We start from the raw sequence: 20,931 nt of genomic DNA, 5'->3' as shown, positions 1-20,931 counted from the left end.
ATGGACCTGAGCAGCTTCACGCCGGCCTCGGCCCTCATCACCGTCGTCCTGCTGGCCCTGGCGCCCTTCGTGGCCGTCATGGTCACGTCCTTCACCAAGCTGGTCGTCGTACTCAGCCTGCTGCGCAACGCCATGGGCCTGCAGCAGGTGCCGCCCAACGTCGTCATGAACGGCCTGGCGCTGATCCTCAGCATCTACGTCATGTACCCGGTCGGCGTTGAGATGCAGGACAGCCTGAGCCGCTCAGCGCCCACCACCGCCAAGGCATCGACCAGCCAGATGCTGGCCGCCGCCGACGTGGCCAAGGAGCCATTGCGCGAGTTCCTGCTCAAGCACAGCCGGCCGCTGGAGCGCGCCTTCTTTCTGAAGACGGCCCAGCGCAGCCTCAAGCCCGAGCAGGCCCAGGAGCTCAGCGAGCGCGACTTCCTCGTCATCGTGCCGGCCTTCACGGTCAGCGAGCTGACGGTGGCCTTCGAGATCGGCTTCCTGATCTTCCTGCCCTTCCTCGTCATCGACCTGGTCATCTCCAACATCCTGATGGCCATGGGCATGCAGATGCTGTCGCCGACGACGGTGTCCCTGCCCTTCAAGCTGCTGCTCTTCGTGCTGATCGATGGCTGGGTCAAATTGACTCACGGTCTCGTGTTGACGTATCAAACATGAACAGCGAAGTCATCCAGCTCACCCAACAGGCCCTGTGGCTGGTGCTGCTGCTGTCGGCGCCGCCCATCCTGGTGGCGGCCATCGTCGGCCTGCTGATCGCCTTCGTGCAGGCGGCCACCCAGCTGCAGGAGCAGACGGTGCAGTACGTGGCCAAGTTCTTCGCCATCGTCGTCACCATCTTCATCACCGCCTCGCTGCTCGGCGGCAGCCTGTACCGGCTCGGCGACAAGGTCTTCAGCGAGTTTCCTGGCCTGGTCCGCATCAACCAATGATGGAGTTCTGGGTCGGCCACCCGACCGATGCGGCCCTGCTGCTCGGCCTGTCCACCATGCGCGTGGCGGTGGCCTTCCTGCTGGTTCCGCTGTTCACCCAGGACCTGATCCCGGCGCTGATCCGCAATGCCCTCTTCCTGGCCCTGGGCCTGCTGGGGCTGCTGGTGCAGGAGATCAAGCCGCTGCAGATGAGCAGCTGGGAATGGGCCGTGCTGTACGGCCGCGAGGCCCTGCTTGGCGCGGCCCTCGGTTTTTTGTTCGCCGGGCTGATGTGGTCCTTCGAGATGGCCGGCCAGCTCATCGACACCAAGGTGGGATCGGCCCAGGCCCAGGTGCTGGACCCGCTGTCGGGCCACCAGACCTCGCTGACGGGCGCCTTCCTGGCGCGGCTGGCGAGCTGGGTCTTCATGGCCTCGGGCGGCTTCATGCTGTTCGCCGCCCTGCTGCTGGACAGCTTTGCCCTCTGGCCCCTGCACGGCGGCTGGCAGCTGCTGCCGACGGCCTCGGTCGCCTTCGAGGCCGAGTTCGGCCGCATGCTGCGCCTGGCCCTGCTCGTCGCCGCGCCGTCGCTGGTGATGCTCTATCTGGTGGACGGCGTGCTCGGCCTCATTAACCGCTACGCCCAGCAGCTCAATGTCTTCAGCCTGTCCATGTCCATCAAGGCCGTCGTCGGCCACCTCGTGCTGCTGCTGCAGCTCGCCAGCCTGGTGGCCCTGATGAACGAGGAGATGCTGGTGCGGGCCAGCGTCGTCAAGGACGTCATGAAGCGGCTGTTCGGCTGATTGCGGCCAACCCTAGCGGCGCGCGCGGCGGCGTACGTTCTGAAACAGCAGCGCCCGCAATTGCCCGGTCCACGGCGCTGGTCTGAAATGGACTGATCGACGCGATGCGCGATTTGCTCATCGCCCCGTCAGGACAACGCCAAGGGCAGCCCATGAGCACCGTTACCCGAACCACGTCGACCTCACTGGCCGTGAACGACACGCCGCCGCCCGCCGGCCGCAGCTACGAGGTGCAGCACGGCGACAGCCTGAGCCGCATCGCCGAGGCCAACGGCGTGTCGGTGCAGGCGCTGCTGGCCGCCAACCCGCAGGTGCGCAACCCGGACATCATCTACCCGGGCAGCCAGCTGACGATCCCGGCGACGCGCTACACCGTCCAGCGCGGTGACACGATGCGGCACGTCGCGGCCGACCACGGCCTGACGCTGCAGGCGCTGGTGGCCGCGAATCCGCAGGTGCGCAACGCCGACCTGATCCACGTCGGCGACACGCTGAACCTGCCGTCGGTGGGCCATCTGGTGGACGGCCTGCCCGTCGTCGGCTCCGTCGGCCTGGTGCACGACACGCTGCTGCCGGTCTACATGACGGACCGGGGCTACCGCAGCGACATCGGCAAGGCCGCCATCGCCAGCGGCTCGGCGCAGTCCTCCGTGGAACTGGGCATGAACCGGGCGCTCAACGCCGACCCCACCGAGAAGCGCGAGGTGACGCAGCGCCAGATCGCCGAGCCCGCACTGACGCGCACCGACGGCACGCGCAACGCACCGGCGCTGGACCTGCAGCGCTTCACCGACCCGGCGCTGGGCTCGAATGCCCTGGCGGCCATCGTCATCGGCAATGCCGAAGGCACGCGTCGTCCCAACGGCGGCTTCACTGCGGCCTACGGCGGCCACACCGACCCGGGCAACGCCGCCCACAACCGCGGTTCCTTCTCCTATCAGCACGCCGCCAGCAGCCCGGACGATGCCGACCGCCGCCAGCTCGCCACGCTGCAAGGCCAACTGCCCGCGTACGAGGCCGCCGCCCGTCGCGCCGGGTTGGACCCGAACAACGCGCGCCTGGCCTCGGCCTATCTCGACCTCTACAACCAGTCGCCGAGCGCGGCCGGCCGCTTCCTGAGCCAGCTCGGCACGCTGCGCGGCCAGCCCCTTGACACCGCCCACATCACCGACCTGCGCGTGCACAGCTTTGTCGACGCGTCCACCGGTCGTCGCTTCCAACTGCCCGGCGGCGGCATGGCGGGCAGCGGCTTCGCCACCATCGCCCGCAACCAGCTGGGCCACCTACCCACCGAGGCGCAGGTGCAGGCCGTCATCCGCGCCGACCAGCAGCGCCGCACCCACGCCGTCGAGACGGCGCTGAACACGCAAGGCCTGCTGCGGGCCGCGCCGGCCACCGCCACGCCGCCGGCATCGGCCGCGACGGGTCGCGCCGGCCTCGTGCTGGACATTGCGCGGGGCGAGCTGGGCACGAAGGAGATCCGCGGCGCGCGCGACAACCCACGCGTTGTCGAGTACCACCAGGCCACGTCGCTGAAGGCGAAGAACGACGAGACCGCCTGGTGCTCGGCCTTCGTCAACTGGACGATGAAGCAGGCCGGCGTGCCGGGCACCAACAGCGCCGCAGCGCGCAGCTGGCTGAACTGGGGCACGGCGGTGGCCCGCGACAGCGCCCATGTGAAGCCGGGCGACGTCATCGTCTTCCCGCGCGGCAACAACCCGACCCAGGGCCATGTGGCCATCGTCGAAGAGGTGCTGGCCAATGGCCGCGTGAAGGTCATCGGCGGCAACCAGGGCACCGGCCGCGGCCAGCCCGACGGCGTGACCGAGTCCATCCGTTCGCTGTCCGAATCGATCGGCGTGCGCCGCGCGAACTGAGCGGCGCCCCTGCTTCCTGTGACACGGCCGCGGGGCCGCCGCCGGGATACTGCCGCTTCGTCATGACCGCGCTGTTGAATGCCCCCTTACTCGCCGCTGCGCTGCTCGCCGCCGCAGGCGCGCACGCCCAGGTCACGCCCGACCCACTGCCCACGCAACTGGTCTGCCAACCCAGCGACAGCCTGACCGTGAGCGTGAGCCGCGACGCCGCCGGCACGCCGCTGCGCGCCGGCATCTACGTCACCTCGGGCACGCACGAGTGCGACCTCAGCAGCGCAGGGCCGGCCACGGTCCAGCCCGATGGTTCCTGGCGCTTCGCCTGGGCCGACAAGGACCAGGCCGACACCCGCTACCGCGCCACCGTGAAGCGCGACGGCAGCGATGGTTACACGCTGGCCTTCGAGCCCGCGCGCTGCGGCACCCTCGTGCTGCCCGCGTCATCCGCGCTGGCGCCCAAGGGCAAGGGCTGCAAGTCGCGCGTGGACCGCGATGGCGCCTTCCTGACCTTCTGGCGCCAGTTCCGCGAGGCCGTCTTCAAGCGCGACGGCGACATGCTGCAGCGCCTGTCGCTGCCGCAGCTGGAGTTCACGGAAGGCCCCGACATGGTCAAGGCACCGTCCAGCATCATCCGCAACGCCGCCAGCTGCCTGACCGACGTGCCCACCAATAACGGCGACACCGACATCGGCAAGCTGCTGAAGGCCCTCGACGCGCCGCGCCTGGACATGCCGCCATGGTCGCGCCGCGGCGACTCGGCCGTCGACGCCGGCGGCGCCTTCGAGGCGCGCTGGACGGCCAAGGGCTGGCGCCTGTCCTACTTCAATGCCAGCCGGGCGGTGTTCTCCGAATGCAAGCCGTGAGCGGCCGACCGACGAATTAGGGGCAGCCGTAATCGCCTTTAGCGGAGCGCTTCGCTAAGCTGACTCTCAACTTCAACCCCGAGCCCCCCAAGCCATGATCGGCGCTCCCCTGTCACCATCCGCCTCGCTGTACCCGGCGACCTCGCTGCGCCCGCTGGATGCACCCGCCGCATCGGCCCGCAACGGCGGCCCGGCATGGCTCGATGGCTTGGGTGCGGGCGGCGCCGCCAGCCTGCGAGCCGACGTGGCGGCCGACCAGCGCGGTCTGTCGGTCCAGCAGCACGCCGAGCGCGTGCTCGGCGCCCTCGTTGGCTGAACTGCTGGCCGCACCGCGCTGGGTCGAAGCGGCCCAGGCCCTGGTCGGCGGCTGCCTCGATCTCGGACCGCGCCAGGAGGGTGCCGTCGCGCTGATGGAGGCCGTCTGCACCGGCCTGGGTGACCAGCTCTACCCGGCCTTTCTGCGCGTGCTGGCCGAGGTCAATATGCGCGGCGAATATGCGGCGCGATCCGCGGTCGCCCAGACCCTGGCCCGGTCGCTCAGCCAGGGCCGGCTGCCCAGCGGCTCACGCGCCGCCTGGGGCTCGCATCAGGCGGGCGCGCAGCGGCGCAGCCTGGGGCCCATCGAATACCTTTGCCTGGCGGCCTGGCCGCAACGGGGCACACCTTCGGAGCTGTCGCCCGAGCAGTTCCAGACCCTGGCCAGCGCGGTCATGGAGTTGATGGACTGCGATGGCGACGCGCGCCGGCTCTATGCGGACCACCTGTCCGCGGTGGCCGACGATCCGCTGGACGGCACCATGCCGCGTGAAGTCAGAGGCGCCCTGCGCACGCTGGCCCAGGGCTGGCGCCACGATCCCGATGCCAGCCGGGCCTGCGCGGCATTTGTCGCCGGCCTGGGGCGGGCGACGCGCTGAATGGTTCAGTCCTGATACCCCGGTGGCTAGCTAGATCGCCGCGGCGGTCGGCACTCCAGTCCCGTCCGCTTTGCGATAGCGGCCATCTGCCAGCGGGCCGATATGACGAGCTAGAGTAGTCCCATGCATAGATCAGGGTGCACAGTGGCAGCGTTAGTTGCGTCAATCGCATTGGCTGCCTGCAGCCAGTCAGCCCCCACTGACGCAATGCTGTTCGAAGCGGCTGGTTTTGTGCCTGTCGCTGATGAAGCGAGCCTGCTTTCAAGTCAGGAGAGGGAGTCGATCCGCCTTCGTCGAGAAGACCGATTTATCAAGCGGCTGATAGTCGTCAGCTTCAACTCGGAGGCTCTCAAGTCACCGACGATCTCACTCGAGATGCCCGACCATCGTGTCTATAGCTTCAATGGCGTTGTTGCACCCGCAGTTGGTGTGCCAGGCTATACCTGGAGAGCATCGTCGACGGCGGGAATTGCTCTCCCTCAAGCTGCAGGATCAACAGCAACCGCATCGGAAAACAGTAGTTCGCTGGCGAAGTCTCTCGAACTCTACTTTGATGGCGGCAGAAAGCACGTAGTCGGCCAGTTGGTTGTTGCGAATCGAAGCTTCCAGCTGACGTCGCTGAATGGACGGTATATGGCTTTGGCGGAGAACGGCTTGAACCCGTCATCGCTTCCAATTGACGCCGAGCCATCCGCTCCCATACCAAGTCGTCAGCCGAACGCCGACTGGCCTAGAGGCCTCTTTACTGAAAGGCTTAGAGAGTCGTTGACTACCTCGTCGATCGGGGCCCAGCTCTCTCCGGAACACTGCAAGGGAGTTACCACTTGCGGGGAGGTAACCATGATCAGTTGCCAATCCACGAGAGATGGTCCGGCGATGTACTTCAACAACGTGTCCGGGAGATTGATCATGGCCTGTGGCGGCGCGTGTATGAGAGGCCCTGGGCTCCCAAACTCCAAGCTTTGCACCGCCTGCCCGCCTCCCGAATGGAAAGCTTGCGACCGCGCTGACGGCTAGCACGCATGTCCGCTATCAGCCTCAGCCTAGAGCCGACGCATGCTTTGCAGCGCTGGCTGTCATTGATACAGCCAGATCCACCGACCACGTCATTACACCCCTCGGCCGCTCGCGCGGTAAGTGCGGGCATGACGCCGTCGATGTGCCGAGGCTTGGCGCTCCAGCGCGAGAGGGTCAGGTATTGCTCGAGCCAGGGCTTGAAACTTGAGCCCAGCCTCTGAGCCTTGCGTGACCCGGAGCCTTCGAGCCAGATGTCTGCCGGGTTACGCTCATACCTTGGCGAGGAAGGCCGCCGCATCACCCGCTTCACACTTCCAGTCTGCGAAGACGCCGACCAGATTGCATTCCACGCAGCGGCAAGCGATGTAGTACCAGCGCACGTCATGAGTACCCTCGTACACGGAGACGCCGGACATCAGCTCGAACACCTCGTTCTCGCACACGCACTCGTGCACCTCGGGCGCGGCTTCTTCAGCGTAGTCCGCGCTGTCGCCCATCAGGTGTTCCTGCCCGCAGTCGGTGCAAGTGCGGATCGCCACGCCGGCTTCTTCATCGGTCTGCAGCGCGAAGGTCCGGCACCCGCAATCGCATTTGGAAGCGGCAAACCGGACGGCCTCATGGCGATTCGCAACGCTGTAGCTACGCAGCTCGGCTTGGGTGTCGCCGGACGTCGTCCCGTACCAGAACTCGCCCTTCTTCGTCAGTGCCATTGATGCTGCTCCATTCTTCGGGGTGGCCTTCCCAGCAGGCCTGACGCCCGGCTCGCCCCGAGCATCTGGATTTTGCCTGGAGGCCCGGCGAGTCGTCGCCAGAGGCCTGGGTCGGGGTGATCGCCGACAAGAGCTGCGAACATCCTTAGATGCCGATTCTTGGCGATTTCAGCCATGCGGCGGCCTCTCCACTTGAGGCGACATTCGCGCTCGAACTGGTTCTCCTATTTCCGGCGGTTGGGCAGACCACTTCCGGAGTACCAAGGCTTCGATGTGTAGCGTCGTTCTCGAACTACAACCGGATCAATGGTGTGAGACTGCGTCGCAGAGTCTTGAGATGCAGCTAGGTATGGGCCCGTGGATGACTTGGCACCCGCCACATGGCCCCGATGGCAAGCGAACGTTGTATAGCTGTTCAATGCAAAAGGGCATCAGCGCAAAGGCGAAATATGGATCTGGTCGTCCACAGACTCCAGCTGCTTTTCGGGGGCATCGATCCATGTACCAGCGGTATGGGTCACACCAGAGATTGAGCGCGCGCTTCCCACTCAAGAAAGCCCGTAAGCCGCTGTCCTACGTGGTGAGGAAAGGCTGCTTCCAACCTGAGGCAGCCGCCAGGTGTTTGTCGACCGCACGCCTGCGCTGATGTTCACCAGCGGCACACAGCACGCTAAAGCTTGCCGACAGCCTCATGACGCGCCGTGCCCACGACACCGAAGACGGCCCGTGGTCTGGCAACCGAGGCTGGCCATGGTGATGGACCGCTGAATAAATCATTCATTGTCGATCACCCCGGCGGCTGGCTAGATTCGCAGCCGTGAATGAAGACAAGATCTCAACCGGCCACGTTCTCCGTCAGCCGCACAAAACTGCCGTCGGAGAGCTGCATCCTGATCCAGCGCATGCGGCTGCGTTCGATGGGCATGACCGGATCGTCGGTGGCCTCGGTGTCGAATTCGATGGCCTCCGGGCCCGGTTCGTACCAGCCCAGCTCGTCCAGCCGCGCCTCCTGCGCGACGATCTGCGGCGTCGCATAACGCCACAGCGCGCTGCCCATCAACTCGCTGCCCGGCACCCGGCAATGCAGCTCGCGCGACCGCGACAGGGCCAGCAGCCGGTGGCTGTAGTCGCAGACCAGATGCATGGGCGTGTGGGCCGTGCGCACCAGGCGGCCGAGGGCGAAATCGGCGGCGCTGTCCAGCTTCGCGGCCATCAGGCTGCGCAGGCTCAGTTGCTCCTCCGGCGAGGGCGCGACCTGACCGCTTTCCCAGCGCGAGATGGTGGTCTGCGACACGCCCATCTGGTCGGCCACTGCCGTCTGCTTGAGGCGCCGCAGCGAACGCCACAGGCGCAGGCTACGGCCGAGCTGGCGGGTGTCGGGCATCAAGGCGTGGTTCATCGGAGCGATGCATGAGGGCGCGGACGCGGATTTTCGTCTACTACCTCTGCGGCGTATTCGCGGCGGCCCAGCTGGGCAAGCTCGCCGCGCTGGCGCCGCTGATCTCGCGCGACCTGCAACTGGGCCTGGCGGCGATGGCGGCCCTGACTTCGCTGCTCGAGGTCTGCGGCGCCCTGCTGGGCGGCGCGGCCGGCCACCATCTGCCGCGCCTGGGCATGCAGCGCAGCCTCGTCCTCGCCATGGGCTGCCTGGCTCTGGGCTCGGCAGGCGCCGCGCTGGCCCACGGCATGCCCCTGGCCGTCCTCGCCCGCCTCGTCGAGAGCCTGGGCTATCTGATCACCGTGGTCGCGGCGCCCGTCATGATTGCGCTGGCCGCGCCCGCTCACCGACAGGCGGCCGCCATGACGTTGTGGGGCACCTTCGTGCCGGTCGGCATGGCTGTCGGTGCTGCGGCCTATGCCTATGCGGCCGGCCTCAGCGACTGGCGCTGGGCCCAGGGCCTCAGCGTGCTGGCCGGCCTGGCCCTGGCGGCCGCGCTGATCAGCATGCATGCCGCCAACCCTCACGCCGGACCACCGGCGGGCCCGGCGAAGAGGCAACGCACCGGCGCCACGCTGTGGGCCCTGGTCGCGGCCTTCGGGGCCTATGTCATCAGCGAGGTGGGCCAGCTGGCCCTGATGCCCAGCCTGCTGAAGGAGGCCGGGCTGTCGCTGTCGGCGGCGGGAAGCTGGACGGCGCTGGCGGCCCTTGCCAATGTGCCGGCCGGCATCATCGGCGCGCGGCTGATGCGCCATGACGGCCTCGTGCGCCGCGCCCTGGTGCTGAGCCTGGTGGTGACCGGAGCGCTGTTCCCGCTGGTCTACCAGCTGGGCGCGCCGCCGCTGCGGCTGGCCGTCATGGCCATCGGCGTCAACCTCGCCTCCGGCATCTTCGCCAGCCTGGTGTTCGCTTTGCTGCCCCGCGTGGCCGGCAGCCCCGAGCGATTGAGCCTGGCCAGCGGGCGGTTGACCCAGTTCGGCGCCTCCGGGGCCCTGATCGGACCGCCGCTGATGGGCAGCATCGTCGAGCACGGCGGCTGGCAGGCTGCGGGTTGGGCCAGCCTGGTGTTGTCCCTCGTCGCGGCGGGCCTGGCGTGGCGAGCGGCCGCGAACGGGGCGCTGTCGCCCGCCCAGCAGCCTCAGTGAATCTGCGCGATGCGCAGCAGATTGGTGGTGCCGGGGGTCCCGAAGGGCATGCCAGCGGAGATGACGACGGTCTGGCCCGGGACGCCGAAGCCTTCGCGGGCGGCGGTGCGGCAGGCCAGCTCGCTCATCTCGGGCACGTCAGCCACCTCGTGGCAGAGCACGGCGTGCACGCCCCAGGCCAGGGCCAGTCTGCGCGCCGTGGCCAGGCGCGGCGTCATGCCGATGACGGGGGCCTGCGGCCGTTCGCGAGCCATGCGCAGGGCCGAGTAGCCCGAGCTGGTGTAGGCCACGGTGGCGACGGCGCCGAGCTGGACGGTGATGTCGCGAACGGCACTGCCGATGGCGTCCGCCGTGCCTGAGCGCATGGCCGAGCGGGACGCGGCAATGGCCTCGCGGTAGTAGGGATCGGCCTCGGTGTGACGCACGATGCTGGCCACCATGCGCACCGCCTCCACCGGGTGGCGGCCGCTGGCGGATTCGGCGGACAGCATGACCGCATCGGCGCCTTCGTAGATGGCGGTCGCCACGTCGGATGCCTCGGCCCGCGTCGGCACCGGCGCGGCCACCATGGACTCCAGCATCTGCGTGGCGACGATGACCGGTTTGCCGGCGCGGCGGCAAGCCTGGATGATGCGCTTCTGGATGGCGGGCACCTGCTCGGCGGGCAGTTCCACACCCAGGTCGCCGCGGGCCACCATGACGGCATCGGTCTCGGCGACGATGGCCTCCAGCGAGGCGATGGCCGCGGGCTTTTCAAGCTTGGCCACGATGCCGGCGCGGCCGTCGACCAGGGCGCGGATCTCGACGATGTCCTCGGGCCGCTGCACGAAGGACAGGGCCACCCAGTCCACGCCCAGCTTCAAACCGAAGGCCAGGTCGGCGCGGTCCTTCTCGGTCAGCGCCGACAGCGGCAGCACCACGCCGGGCACGTTGACGCCCTTGCGGTCGGACAGCGGGCCGCCGTTGACGACGAGGGTCTCGGCGAAGTCTTCGCCGAAGGCCTCGACGCGCAGCCGCACGCGGCCGTCGTCCAGCAGCAGCTCGGTGCCCACCTGCAGGGCCGCGAAGATCTCGGGGTGGGGCAGTGCGACGCGGGTGGCGTTGCCGGGCTTGGCGGTATCCAGGTCCAACCGAAAGGGCTGGCCTTCCTTCAGCTGCACCGGCCCGTTGGCGAAGCTGGCAATGCGCAGCTTGGGGCCTTGCAGGTCCAGCAGCACGGCGATGGGGCGGCCGCTGTCCTGCTCGATCTGGCGGATCAGGTCCAGGCGGCGCTGGTGGTCTTCGTGCCTGCCATGGCTGAAGTTGAGACGGAAGACATCGGCGCCGGCGTCGAACAGGGCGCGGATCGTTTCCTTCTGGTCGCTCGCGGGTCCCAGCGTGGCGACGATCTTGGCGTGCTTGGTGTTGCGTTTCATGCGATGAAGATGGCGCGGAAGTCGTTGACGTTGGTCAGCGTGGGACCGGTGACGACGGAGTCGCCCAAGGCCTCGAAGAAGCCGTGGCCGTCGTTGTCGTCCAGGCTTTCGCGGGGGTTGATCTCGCGGGCCCAGGCGCGGGCCAGCGTGTCGGGGGTGAGGACGGCGCCAGCAATCTCTTCCTGGCCGTCCACGCCGTCGGTGTCACCCGCCAGCGCATGCACGCCGGGTTCGCCCTGCAGGGCGAGGGCCAGGGACAGCAGGAACTCGACGTTGCGCCCGCCGCGGCCGTTGCCGCGCACGGTGACCGTGGTTTCGCCACCGGACAGCAGCACGCAGGGCGGCGTGAAGGGCTGGTGGCGGCGGGCCACCTGCAGCGTGATGCCCGCGAGCGTCTTGGCCACGTCGCGCGACTCGCCTTCCAGCGCGTCGCCCAGGATGTGGGTGGCGATGCCGGCGTCGCGGGCCACGCGGGCGGCGGCCTCGAGGGCCATCTGCGGCGTGGCGATGAAGTGGGTCTGGATGTCGGGCAGGCGCGGGTCGCCGGGCTTGAGCGTCTCGCCTTCGCCGCTCTCGAGCAGCACGAGCGCCGCGGGTGTCACGTCAATGGCGTAGCGGCGCAGGATGTCCAGCGCGTCGGCGCAAGTGCTGGCGTCGGGCACGGTGGGGCCGGAGGCGATGTCGATGGGGTTGTCGCCCGGCACATCGGACAGCAGCAGGTTCACGACCCGGGCCGGTGCACAGGCAGCGGCCAGGCGGCCGCCCTTGATGGCCGACAGGTGGCGGCGCACGCAGTTCATCTCGCTGATGCTGGCGCCGCTGGCGAGCAGCGCCTTGTTCAGCGCCTGCTTGTCCTGCAGCGTGAGCCCGGGGAGTGGCAGGGGCAGCAGCGACGAGCCGCCGCCAGAGATCAGGCAGAGCACCAGATCGTCGGCCGTGAGGCCTTGCACCAGTTGCAGCAGGCGCCGGGCCGCCGCCTCGCCGGCCGCGTCAGGCACGGGATGGGCGGCCTCGACGATCTCGATGCGGTCGCACGGCACGGCATAGCCGTAGCGCGTGACGACCAGGCCGCTCAAGGGCCCCGGCCAATGGTCTTCCACCGCCTTGGCCATGGCCGCGGAGGCCTTGCCGGCGCCGATGACGACCAGCCGCCCCTGGGACGGCTCAGGCAGGAAGCGCGGCACGCACAGGGCCGGCTGGGCCGCCGCAATGGCCGCGTCGAACATGGCCCGCAGCAGCTCGCGGGGATGGTGCGGGTTCATGTCGTTGCGGCGTTAGGGTCTCAGGCGGCCTTGCGCTGCAGGTCAGCGGCCAGGAAGGCGCAGACGGCAGCCGTCACGTCGGCCGTCATGGCCTTGCCGCCCAGGTCGCCCGTGTGCAGCGCGGGGTTGGCGGTGACGCTTTCGATGGCGGCCATGACCGACTTGGCGGCAGCGGTCTCACCCAGGTGCTCCAGCAGCATGACGACCGACCAGAAGGTGCCGACCGGGTTGGCCAGGCCCTTGCCCATGATGTCGAAGGCCGAGCCGTGGATGGGCTCGAACATGGAGGGATAGCGGCGCTCGGGGTCGATGTTGCCAGTGGGCGCGATGCCCAGGCTGCCGGCCAGGGCTGCGGCCAGGTCGCTGAGGATGTCGGCGTGCAGGTTGGTGGCGACGATGGTGTCCAGCGTGGCGGGCTTGTTCACCATGCGGGCCGTGGCGGCGTCCACCAGTTCCTTGCCCCAGGTCACGTCCGGAAATTCCTTGGAGATCTGCAGCGCGATCTCGTCCCACATCACCATGGCGTGGCGCTGGGCATTGCTCTTGGTGATGACGGTCAGCAGCTTGCGGGGGCGCGACTGGGCCAGCTTGAAGGCGAAGCGCATGATGCGTTCGACGCCGGCGCGGGTCATCATGGACACGTCGGTCGCGGCCTCGATGGGGTGGCCCTGGTGCACGCGACCGCCGACGCCGGAGTACTCGCCCTCGGAGTTCTCGCGCACGATGACCCAGTTCAGGTCTTCGGTCCTGCAGCGCTTCAGCGGCGCGTCGATGCCGGGCAGGATGCGCGTGGGGCGCACATTGGCGTACTGGTCGAAGCCCTGGCAGATCTTCAGGCGCAGGCCCCACAGCGTGATGTGGTCGGGGATGTCGGGATCGCCGGCGGAACCGAACAGGATGGCGTCCTTGTTGCGCAGCGCGTCCAGGCCGTTGGCCGGCATCATCTCGCCGTGCTCGCGGTACCAGTCGCCGCCCCAGCCGAAGTTCTCGAACTCGAAGCGGAAGGCGCCGCTGGTGGCGGCCAGGGCTTCCAGCACCTGCTGGCCGGCCGGCACGACTTCCTTGCCGATGCCGTCACCCGGGATGGTTGCGATGCGATAGGTCTTCATGATGGGGTTCTCCGAGAGAAGGATGTGAGGGGGTGTTGAGGTCAGTGCGCAGCGGCCGTGCTGGCCGGCGCCGTCTGGCGTTGGGAGCGGGAGAGCAGCAGGGTCAGCACGGCCGACAGCACGAGCAGGCCGGCGACGAAGTACAGGCCGCCCGCGAAGCTGCCGGTCTGGTCCTTGATCCAGCCGATCATGGCGGGGCCGACGAAGCCGCCGAGGTTGCCGATGGAGTTGATGGTGGCGATGCCCGTGGCGGCGGCGGCACCCGAGAGGAACATGGTGGGCATGCTCCACAGCGGCGGCTTGGCGCAGCTGATGCCGATGTTGACCAGGGTCAGCGCGGCGATCAGGCCGACCATGCCGTTGGCACCGGTGGCGACGACCAGGCCGATGGCCGCGGCCAGGCAGGCCAGCACGACGTGCCAGGTGCGCTCGCCTGTGCGGTCGGAGTGACGAGACCACAGCACCATGGCAACGACCGAGACGGCGGGCGGGATGGCATTGAGCAGGCCCACGGTCATGGACGACACGCCCAGCTGCTTGATGATCTGCGGCGCCCAGATGCCCAGGGTGTAGAGCCCCGCCGAGGTGCCGAAATAGATGAAGGCCAGCGCGATGACACGCGGGTTCAGCAGGCCGGCCAGGCTGCCGTGCTTGGCGTCGCCGCCCTTGGCCGCGGCCTCGGCCTTCATCTCCTTGACCAACCAGGCGCGCTCGTCGTCCTTGAGCCAGGTGGCCTGCTCGGGCCTGTCGGTCATGTAGAAGAACACAACCACACCCAGCAGCAGCGCGGGCACGGCTTCCAGCACGAACATCCACTGCCAGCCGTGCATACCCAGCACGCCGTCCATCTCCAGCAGCGCGGCCGACAGCGGCGAGCCCAGGGCCGTGGAGATGGGTGCGGCCGCCATGAAGAAGGCGGTGACGCCGGCGCGGTGGCGGGCCGGGAACCAGTAGCTGATGTAGAGGATGATGCCGGGGAAGAAGCCGGCCTCGGCGGCGCCCAGCAGGAAGCGCATCAGATAGAAGCTGGTGGGGCCTTCGACGAAGGCCATGCCGGCGGAAATGATGCCCCAGGTGACCATCACGCGGGCGATCCACAGCCGCGCGCCGACCTTGTGCAGGATGATGTTGGAGGGCACCTCGAACAGGAAGTAGCCCCAGAAGAAGATGCCGGCGCCGAAGCCCAGGATAGAGGCCGTGAAGCCCAGGTCGCCCTTCATCGTCAGCGCCGCGAAGCCGATGTTGACGCGGTCGATGTAGGCGATGAAATACAGAAGCATGATGAAGGGCACGATGCGCCAGGTGATGCGCTTCAGCGTCCGCTTCTCGAGTGCCATGTCCATGGCTTGTCTCCTAAGTTGGGTGGTTCCCGCGCCATCCACGGGAGGCTCGGGCCTCGTGCTGGGTATGACGTGGGACGGAGCGTAAGACCGCCGTTTGAAGTGATGAATCGAACTAAACTTCATTCATAGTTGCAAAAAACTGATGAATGAACGCCGACACGGACCTGGGCTTCTTCTGCCTGCTGGTGAAGCAGGGCAGCCTGGCGGCCACGGCGCGTGAGCTCAACCTCACGCCGCCCGCGGTGTCGCGGCGGCTCGCTCTGCTGGAGGCGCGGCTGGGCGTGCGCCTGCTCAACCGCACTACGCGGCGCATCAGCCTGACGAGCGAGGGCGAGGTCTACTTCGCCCACGCCCAGCGCATCAACAGCGACATCGAGGACGTGGAGCGCCTCATCGGCAGCAGCCGCGGCGCACCGCGCGGGCTGCTGCGCGTCAACGCGCCGCTGGGCTTCGGCCGCTCCTACATCGGCCCGGCGATCTCGAGCTTCACCCGCATCTGCCCCGAGGTGGAAGTGCAGCTGCATCTCAGCGACCGGCCCGTCAGCCTGCCGGATGACGCCATCGACCTGGTCATCCATTTCGGCGAGATGCCCGACTCGCGGCTGGTGGCCCGGCGCATCGCCGCCAACCGCCGCCTGCTGGTGGCGTCACCGGCCTACCTCAAGACGGCCGGCGTGCCTGCGGCGCCGCACGATCTGACGCAGCACCAGTGCATCGTGCTGAGGCAGAACACCTCGGCCTATGGCAACTGGCGCCTCAGCAAGGGCGAGCGCACCGAGACCGTCAAGGTGCACGGCCGGCTCAGCACCAACGACGGCGAGGTCGCCTTGAACTGGGCGCTGGAAGGCCACGGCGTGCTGATGCGTGCCGAGTGGGACGTGGCCAAGTATTTGCGCAGCGGCCGGCTGGTGCGCGTGCTGGCCGACTTCGAGACGCCTCCGGCCGACGTCTACGCGGTGTTTCCGGAGCGGCTCAACCTCTCCGCCAAGGTGACCCGCTTCCTGGACCATCTGCGCGAGTTTCTCGGCGAGCACGCCGATGGGCCGGAGGCAGGGGGCGCCAACTGGTAGGGAGGCGCGCCTGGCTAGAGCCTGCTGACGGCCTCGTAGCGGGCCGCGCCGACGACGCCGAAGACGGCGCGCGTGGATTGGCCACCGAGGCTGGTCACGGTGATGGCCTGCTGCAAGGACATCTGGCTGATCACAGGCTTGGAGCCCATGGCGGCCCGGCGTGATGCCTGGACCTCGGCAAGTTCAATCGACCGGACGACAGCGTCCGTCGCCACGATGGAAGGGAGTTTCATCAGACAAAGGCGGCTGCATCGTGCGGCATCGTTGCCGCTGCAGGTCGGCGAGGCTGGCGTGGCTGAGCCCTCGCGACCCAACCGCACATCCTAGGCAAGGGAGATGCCCGGACCGTTCGCGATCCCGCGTCGCCCGTGGCGAATTGCCGCTTGGCGCGCAAATCGTGTCGGAGCGCGCGTCGTCAGCTGCCTCTTCGCGCCTCGAACGCCTGCTTCAACCGCCGCATCGACTCCACCGATTCCTGCTCCACCCGCCGCCTCCCGATCAGCCGGTTGTAGAGCCCCCAGATGAAGCCCGGCAGGGTGTAGACCAGCCGGCGCTCGAAGCGCGTACCGGCCTCGCAGGCCTCTACCCGGTAGTCCACGCGCAGCCACAGACGATGTGGACCTCGGGCCTCGGCCTGCCAGTGCTGCCCCGGCCGATAGCCGGTGACCTGCCAGCGCAGATGCCCCGGGCGGCCGCCAGCATGGATGTCTTCCTCGAAGCAGGCCGCGGGGCCCTGCACGCCGGGCCCGACCTGCACACCGCGCGAGGAAGGGTGCCATTCGGGCCAGTGGCCGGGTGTGCCGGCATAGGCCAGCACCGCGTCGGGCGTGCCGCGGATCTCGACGCTGTGGGTCATCGCGGTCTGCTCAGCTTCATTCACATCGGGCTCCCAATGCAGGGTGCCGCACAGCCAGTCCATCAGCGGCATGACGATGTTGAGATTGCGCTCGGCCATCAGGCTGCGGCGGTGGTGCAGCTGGTGCAGGCGGCGCATCTGGCGGATCCAGGGCCAGGCTGCGAGCGGGTGGCCGTCGGGCAGGTGCTCGCAGGCATGCATGACCTCGTAGAGCAGATAGCCGGCGATGACCGTGCCGCCGAACAGCGCGGCGGCGTTGGGGCTCCAGTGCTGCAGCAGCCACCAGGCCGGCAGGGCCAGCGTCAGCGTGAACACGACGATCAGCCAGGGCGGAAACAGGATGACGCGCCAGTCCCGCGCGCCCTCCCAATGCATATTCCCTTCGGCGAAGAAGCTGTGGTGGTCGCCCGTGTGGCGCTGGTAGAAGAGCTTGCCCAGCCGCGTCTTGGTGTGGCCCAGGCGCTGGTGGATGCGGTACTCGCCCCAGTTGCAGAACAGCAGGGCCGCCGGCACGGCCAACCACTCCAGCGCGCTGGGACCCCCCACCCGGTGCCAGAAGAACCACAGCGTGGCCGCGCCCCAGGCCAGCACGAAGCCGCCGTGCAGCCAGGCGTTGTAGCGCGGCGAGATGGCGGCACGGTAGCGGGCGCGAAAAGGGGCGACGTCGTGGACGGGGGCCGCGGGCTGGCTCATGGGATGTCTCCTGTCTGGCCTCCAGCCTACGCAGCGCACAATCATCTTTCCAATGGATATTGCGGGGCAGCGTTATTCATGAACCCGATATGGCATCGGCTGGACCTGAATCTGCTGCGCGTCTTCGACGCGCTGATGCAGGAAGGCCACCTCACCCGCGCCGCCGAGCGCCTGCACCTGAGCCAGCCGGCGGTCAGCAACGCGCTGGCCCGGCTGCGTGAGCAGCTCGGCGCGCCGCTGTTCGTGCGCAACGCCCGCGGCATGACGCCGACGGCCCAGGCCCTGGCCCTGTACGGCCCGGTGCGCGCCGCGCTGCGCCTGCTGCAGGACGGCCTGGCCCCCGAAGCCGCCTTCGAGCCCCAGCAGGCCGAGCAGCGCTTTCACCTGTCCATGAACGACTACGCGCAGTTCGCGCTGCTGCCCGCGCTGCTGGCACGCGTGCGCGAGCAGGCGCCGCTTCTGCTGCTGCAGGTCGAGCCCGACGCCGCCGACACCCTGCCTACGCGCCTGGCCGCCGGCACCCTGGACCTGGCGCTGGACTACCTTCACTTCGAGGCCTCCGAGCTCTGCTACCAGGCTCTGCACCAGGAGGAGCTCGTCGTCATCGCCCGCCAGGGTCACCCGGCGCTGTCGCGCGGCGGGCGCAGCATCAGCTTGGCCCGCTACGAGGCGGCCCGGCACGTCACCATCCCGCCCCGTGCGGGTCGCGGTTCGCCACTGGAGATCGTGCTCGGCTCCGCCAAGGTCCGCCGCCGCGTCGGCCTGTTCGTGCCCGGCTATATGGCCATCCCCGGCGTCGTCGCCCAGTCCGACCTGCTGGGCACCATCCCCCGCCGCCTGGCCGATGCCTGCGCCACGAGTCTGCCGCTGGCCGTGCTGCCGCTGCCCTTCGCGATGCCCCCGGTGCAGGTCAGCCTGATCTGGCATCGCCAGCAAGACGGCAACCGGGGCCTGCAGTGGCTGCGCCAGCAGGTCGTGGAGGCGGTGACCGGCCTGACGCGCTAGGCGAGGGAGCTCTGCGCAAGCTGGGAATCGAATTGAAGTGAACCTAGGGGTGCGTGCCATCCCATCCGTCCCCTTGTGGATTCGTGCCTAACGCCCCCGAGCGTAGATTGCCTTCATCGCAACCTCGGGGGTGAACCATGATGCTCTTCCAGCAAAGCACGCCCCGGTTCCGCACGCAGGCGCTGCTGGCCGGTTTCGGCCGGACCCTCGCCCTGGCCGCTGCCCTGGCCCTCACGGCCCCGGTGTTCGCCACGCCGCCACGGCCGCCCGCCTTCCTGACGGATGGCGACAAGCTGACGGCCGATCGCGAATGGGTGCTGGAGCGTGCGGCGCTGCCGCTGCAGGTGGTCATGCGCGAACCCGGCATCTCGGCACTGGCGCTGAGTGCCGCGGTGGTGGCCATGGAGCCCGGCAAGCCCGAATTCACGGCGCCGCAAGTGCTGTGGCGCACGGAGGTCAAGCCCGCGGCGCGCGGCGCGTTCGCGGCGGTGGAGGTGCCGCTCAAGGGGCTCAAGCCCGGTGAATGGCGGCTGGAGGTGCGGCTCACCGGCAAGAAGGGTGGGACGGAAGGCTTCTCGCATTTGCTGGTGCGCTACCTGGTCGTAGACGCCGACGGGCGCATCCGCGTGCTCTCGCCGCAGCAGCGCAGCCTGCGCGGTGCGGCCGAGCGGCAGCGGCAGTTCGACGTCGCGCGCCGCGGCGACGACCGCCAGCACCCCATCCGCCTGCTGTTCGGTGACACGGTCACGCTGCCGGCGGATGCGAAGGTGGCCGATGTCGCCACCTTCGTGCCGCGCGACCGCCGCATCGAGGTGCGGCCGGCCGAGCTCACCCCCTTCCTGCGCGAGCACAGCGCCGACAGCACCGCCACCAGCTACACCTCGCGCGATCCCATCACCGTGCGCGGCCGCGTGGTGTTCCGCGACCTGAGCGGCAACTTCGTGCCCCTGGTCAACGTGGCCATCCACCTGTGGGATTCGGACACCTTCGTCGACGAGCACCTGGGCAGCGTGGCCTCCGACTGGGACGGGCGCTGGGCATTCACCGTCAACAACGACGACGGCTTGTTCCAGGACGGCCGCGACCTCTACTACACGATCAAGCTGGACACGAGCCGCCTGTCGCTGGGCACGTGCAACTTCCTGGCCGGCGCCTACGAATGGAAGTCGGCCGTGCACGACGACATGTCCGATGGCACGGTGCTCGACTTCGGCACCGAGACGGTGGGCTCCGACATGGATGCGGCCCGCGTGTGGTCGACGCTGAACCTGGCCTGGAACCATGCCGCGACGGCCGGCGGCTTCGACCCCGGCAAGATCGACGGCTGCTTCCCGGGCAGCGGCACCTTCTACAACGGCAAGATCAACATCGAGGGCGGCGACTTCGACGGCCCCGACTCCATCACCCACGAGTATGGCCATGGCGTGATGGCCCACGCCTACTCCGGCGGCGACCCCTCGCCGGGCGGCGACCACGGCTTCGGCGACTGCGGGCAGAACCAGGCGCTGTCCTGGTCGGAAGGCTGGGCCACGGCCTTCATGCTGACGCTGCGCCAGGACGGGCGCTACAACTGGCACGAGGGCGATGGTGGCCAGGAGATCGAGGCCTTCTCGTCGTCCTGCCAGACCGGCGAGAGCAGCGAAGGCCGCGTGGCCGCGGCGCTGCTGGACATGTTCGACACCCACAACGACGGCAACGGCGGCGACCTCAACCTGGGCCGCAACGGCGCCTCCGACAACAACGCCGGCAGCACGGTGGCGCTGGCCACCATGCTGCGCGACACCATGGTGGGCACGCAGCACTCGACGGTGATCGAGTTCTGGAACGACCTCGCGGGCGAGCTGAACAGCACGCAGCGCCCGGCCGCCCAGACCATCATGAACTACAACTGGATGCCGGTGCTGCTGCCCTCGTCCTGCGTCGCAACCAAGGTGGCGGCGGCCAGCCTGCCCGACAAGGAAGGCGACGGCGTGCTCGCCGGCCTGCGCCGGTTCCGCGACCACGCGCTGCTGCCCTGGCCGGGTGGCCGCGAGCTGGCCAATCTCTACTACCGCAACAGCCCCGAGATCGCCCTCGTGCTGCTGCGCCGCCCGGCGCTGCTGCCCGACGCCCTCGCCGTGATGCGCCACTTCTCGCAGCTCGGCGACACACTGACGACGAACCGCCGCTTCGTCGAGTTCGAGAAGGCCAACGGCCCACTCATCACGCCCGAGGTGCATGCCGCGGCCCAGCGCATCGTGGCCGCCCTCGCCGAAGACGGCAGCGAAGGCCTGCGGCGTGACGCGCAACGCCTGAAGGCCGAGTTCGAAGGACTGCTGAAGACGCGCCTGTCCGACGCGCAGGACCGCGCGGCGAAGGAGAAGGCGGCCTTGGTCGACCGTGGCCAGGGGCTGCCGCCGATCAAGCGGCAGGACTACCAGCCGGGCAGCAAGGAAGCCCTGCAGGACAAGCGCTTGAAGACGGTGCTGGAGCGCAGCGTGGCCCCGAGAAGGTGAGACCG

The 20,931-nt window shown here is 68.7% G+C and carries 19 protein-coding genes; 11 read left to right on the top strand and 8 right to left on the bottom strand.

Features of this window, described 5'->3' with window-relative positions; translation table 11 throughout:
• The 7 genes from sctR to AC3WOE_RS05610 all read left to right on the top strand — a co-directional run bounded on the left by sctR (position 1) and on the right by AC3WOE_RS05610 (position 5,368).
• Positions 1 to 663: a type III secretion system export apparatus subunit SctR gene (gene sctR / locus AC3WOE_RS05640; RefSeq protein WP_492688907.1), complete on the top strand. Its 663-nt coding sequence runs from the start codon at positions 1 to 3 to the stop codon at positions 661 to 663.
• On the top strand, positions 660 to 935 hold the full coding sequence (sctS, locus tag AC3WOE_RS05635; RefSeq protein ID WP_492688906.1) for a type III secretion system export apparatus subunit SctS: 276 nt from the start codon (positions 660 to 662) through the stop codon (positions 933 to 935). The genes sctR and sctS overlap by 4 nt, the downstream gene beginning before the upstream one ends.
• A complete protein-coding gene (gene sctT / locus AC3WOE_RS05630; RefSeq protein ID WP_492688905.1) occupies positions 932 to 1,717 on the top strand; it encodes a type III secretion system export apparatus subunit SctT in 786 nt (261 codons plus the stop codon). The genes sctS and sctT overlap by 4 nt, the downstream gene beginning before the upstream one ends.
• A 152-nt stretch (positions 1,718 to 1,869) precedes the next feature.
• Positions 1,870 to 3,594: a TIGR02594 family protein gene (locus AC3WOE_RS05625; protein WP_492688903.1), complete on the top strand. Its 1,725-nt coding sequence runs from the start codon at positions 1,870 to 1,872 to the stop codon at positions 3,592 to 3,594.
• A gap of 62 nt (positions 3,595 to 3,656) precedes the next feature.
• Positions 3,657 to 4,454: a hypothetical protein gene (locus AC3WOE_RS05620; RefSeq protein WP_492688902.1), complete on the top strand. Its 798-nt coding sequence runs from the start codon at positions 3,657 to 3,659 to the stop codon at positions 4,452 to 4,454.
• A 94-nt stretch (positions 4,455 to 4,548) separates the two neighbouring features.
• Positions 4,549 to 4,770, top strand: a complete 222-nt coding sequence (locus AC3WOE_RS05615) for a hypothetical protein (RefSeq protein WP_492688900.1) — start codon at positions 4,549 to 4,551, stop codon at positions 4,768 to 4,770.
• Positions 4,763 to 5,368: a hypothetical protein gene (locus tag AC3WOE_RS05610; RefSeq protein WP_492688898.1), complete on the top strand. Its 606-nt coding sequence runs from the start codon at positions 4,763 to 4,765 to the stop codon at positions 5,366 to 5,368. The genes AC3WOE_RS05615 and AC3WOE_RS05610 overlap by 8 nt, the downstream gene beginning before the upstream one ends.
• 1,286 nt (positions 5,369 to 6,654) lie before the next feature.
• On the opposite strand, the gene AC3WOE_RS05605 is transcribed toward AC3WOE_RS05610, so the two are convergent.
• Positions 6,655 to 7,095 (bottom strand): hypothetical protein, encoded by a 441-nt coding sequence (locus AC3WOE_RS05605; RefSeq protein WP_492688897.1) that lies wholly within the window; start codon positions 7,093 to 7,095, stop codon positions 6,655 to 6,657.
• Between the two features lie 835 nt (positions 7,096 to 7,930).
• Complete coding sequence (locus tag AC3WOE_RS05600; protein WP_492688895.1) at positions 7,931 to 8,494, bottom strand: helix-turn-helix domain-containing protein; 564 nt, start codon at positions 8,492 to 8,494, stop codon at positions 7,931 to 7,933.
• 11 nt (positions 8,495 to 8,505) lie between these two features.
• Here AC3WOE_RS05600 and AC3WOE_RS05595 point away from each other — a divergent pair, with 11 nt between their 5' ends.
• Complete coding sequence (locus tag AC3WOE_RS05595; protein ID WP_492688894.1) at positions 8,506 to 9,678, top strand: MFS transporter; 1,173 nt, start codon at positions 8,506 to 8,508, stop codon at positions 9,676 to 9,678.
• Here the strand turns inward: AC3WOE_RS05595 and pyk are convergent.
• Genes pyk through AC3WOE_RS05575 form a run of 4 tightly spaced genes read right to left on the bottom strand, consistent with a single transcriptional unit; the run spans position 9,672 to position 14,807 of the window.
• Positions 9,672 to 11,093: a pyruvate kinase gene (gene pyk, locus AC3WOE_RS05590; protein WP_492688892.1), complete on the bottom strand. Its 1,422-nt coding sequence runs from the start codon at positions 11,091 to 11,093 to the stop codon at positions 9,672 to 9,674. The genes AC3WOE_RS05595 and pyk overlap by 7 nt on opposite strands.
• Positions 11,090 to 12,355: a glycerate kinase type-2 family protein gene (locus AC3WOE_RS05585; protein WP_492688891.1), complete on the bottom strand. Its 1,266-nt coding sequence runs from the start codon at positions 12,353 to 12,355 to the stop codon at positions 11,090 to 11,092. Before AC3WOE_RS05585 ends, pyk begins: the two co-directional genes overlap by 4 nt.
• A gap of 20 nt (positions 12,356 to 12,375) precedes the next feature.
• Positions 12,376 to 13,464, bottom strand: a complete 1,089-nt coding sequence (locus AC3WOE_RS05580; protein WP_492688890.1) for a tartrate dehydrogenase — start codon at positions 13,462 to 13,464, stop codon at positions 12,376 to 12,378.
• 41 nt (positions 13,465 to 13,505) lie between these two features.
• On the bottom strand, positions 13,506 to 14,807 hold the full coding sequence (locus AC3WOE_RS05575; RefSeq protein ID WP_492688888.1) for an MFS transporter: 1,302 nt from the start codon (positions 14,805 to 14,807) through the stop codon (positions 13,506 to 13,508).
• 146 nt (positions 14,808 to 14,953) lie between these two features.
• Here AC3WOE_RS05575 and AC3WOE_RS05570 point away from each other — a divergent pair, with 146 nt between their 5' ends.
• Positions 14,954 to 15,877 carry a LysR family transcriptional regulator gene (locus AC3WOE_RS05570; protein ID WP_492688886.1) on the top strand — a complete coding sequence of 308 codons (924 nt, stop codon included), beginning with the start codon at positions 14,954 to 14,956 and terminating at the stop codon, positions 15,875 to 15,877.
• 14 nt (positions 15,878 to 15,891) lie between these two features.
• Here the strand turns inward: AC3WOE_RS05570 and AC3WOE_RS05565 are convergent, their stop codons facing one another.
• Both AC3WOE_RS05565 and AC3WOE_RS05560 read right to left on the bottom strand, forming a co-directional pair.
• Complete coding sequence (locus AC3WOE_RS05565) at positions 15,892 to 16,110, bottom strand: hypothetical protein (RefSeq protein ID WP_492688884.1); 219 nt, start codon at positions 16,108 to 16,110, stop codon at positions 15,892 to 15,894.
• Between the two features lie 182 nt (positions 16,111 to 16,292).
• The gene (locus tag AC3WOE_RS05560) at positions 16,293 to 17,426 is read right to left on the bottom strand and encodes an SRPBCC family protein (protein WP_492688883.1); all 1,134 of its coding nucleotides are present in this window, start codon (positions 17,424 to 17,426) and stop codon (positions 16,293 to 16,295) included.
• A gap of 78 nt (positions 17,427 to 17,504) precedes the next feature.
• Between AC3WOE_RS05560 and AC3WOE_RS05555 the strand changes: the two genes are divergently transcribed.
• Together AC3WOE_RS05555 and AC3WOE_RS05550 are read left to right on the top strand one after the other, a co-directional pair.
• Entirely contained in the window at positions 17,505 to 18,431 is a 927-nt protein-coding gene (locus tag AC3WOE_RS05555) for a LysR family transcriptional regulator (RefSeq protein WP_492688882.1), read from the top strand.
• Positions 18,432 to 18,568: 137 nt separating this feature from the next.
• Positions 18,569 to 20,926, top strand: coding sequence for a hypothetical protein (locus AC3WOE_RS05550; protein WP_492688881.1), 2,358 nt, complete (start codon positions 18,569 to 18,571; stop codon positions 20,924 to 20,926).
• Positions 20,927 to 20,931: the final 5 nt, after the last annotated feature.

This window comes from Roseateles sp. FW305-36, from assembly GCF_058787015.1.
This window is presented reverse-complemented; position numbering and strand designations above follow the sequence as displayed.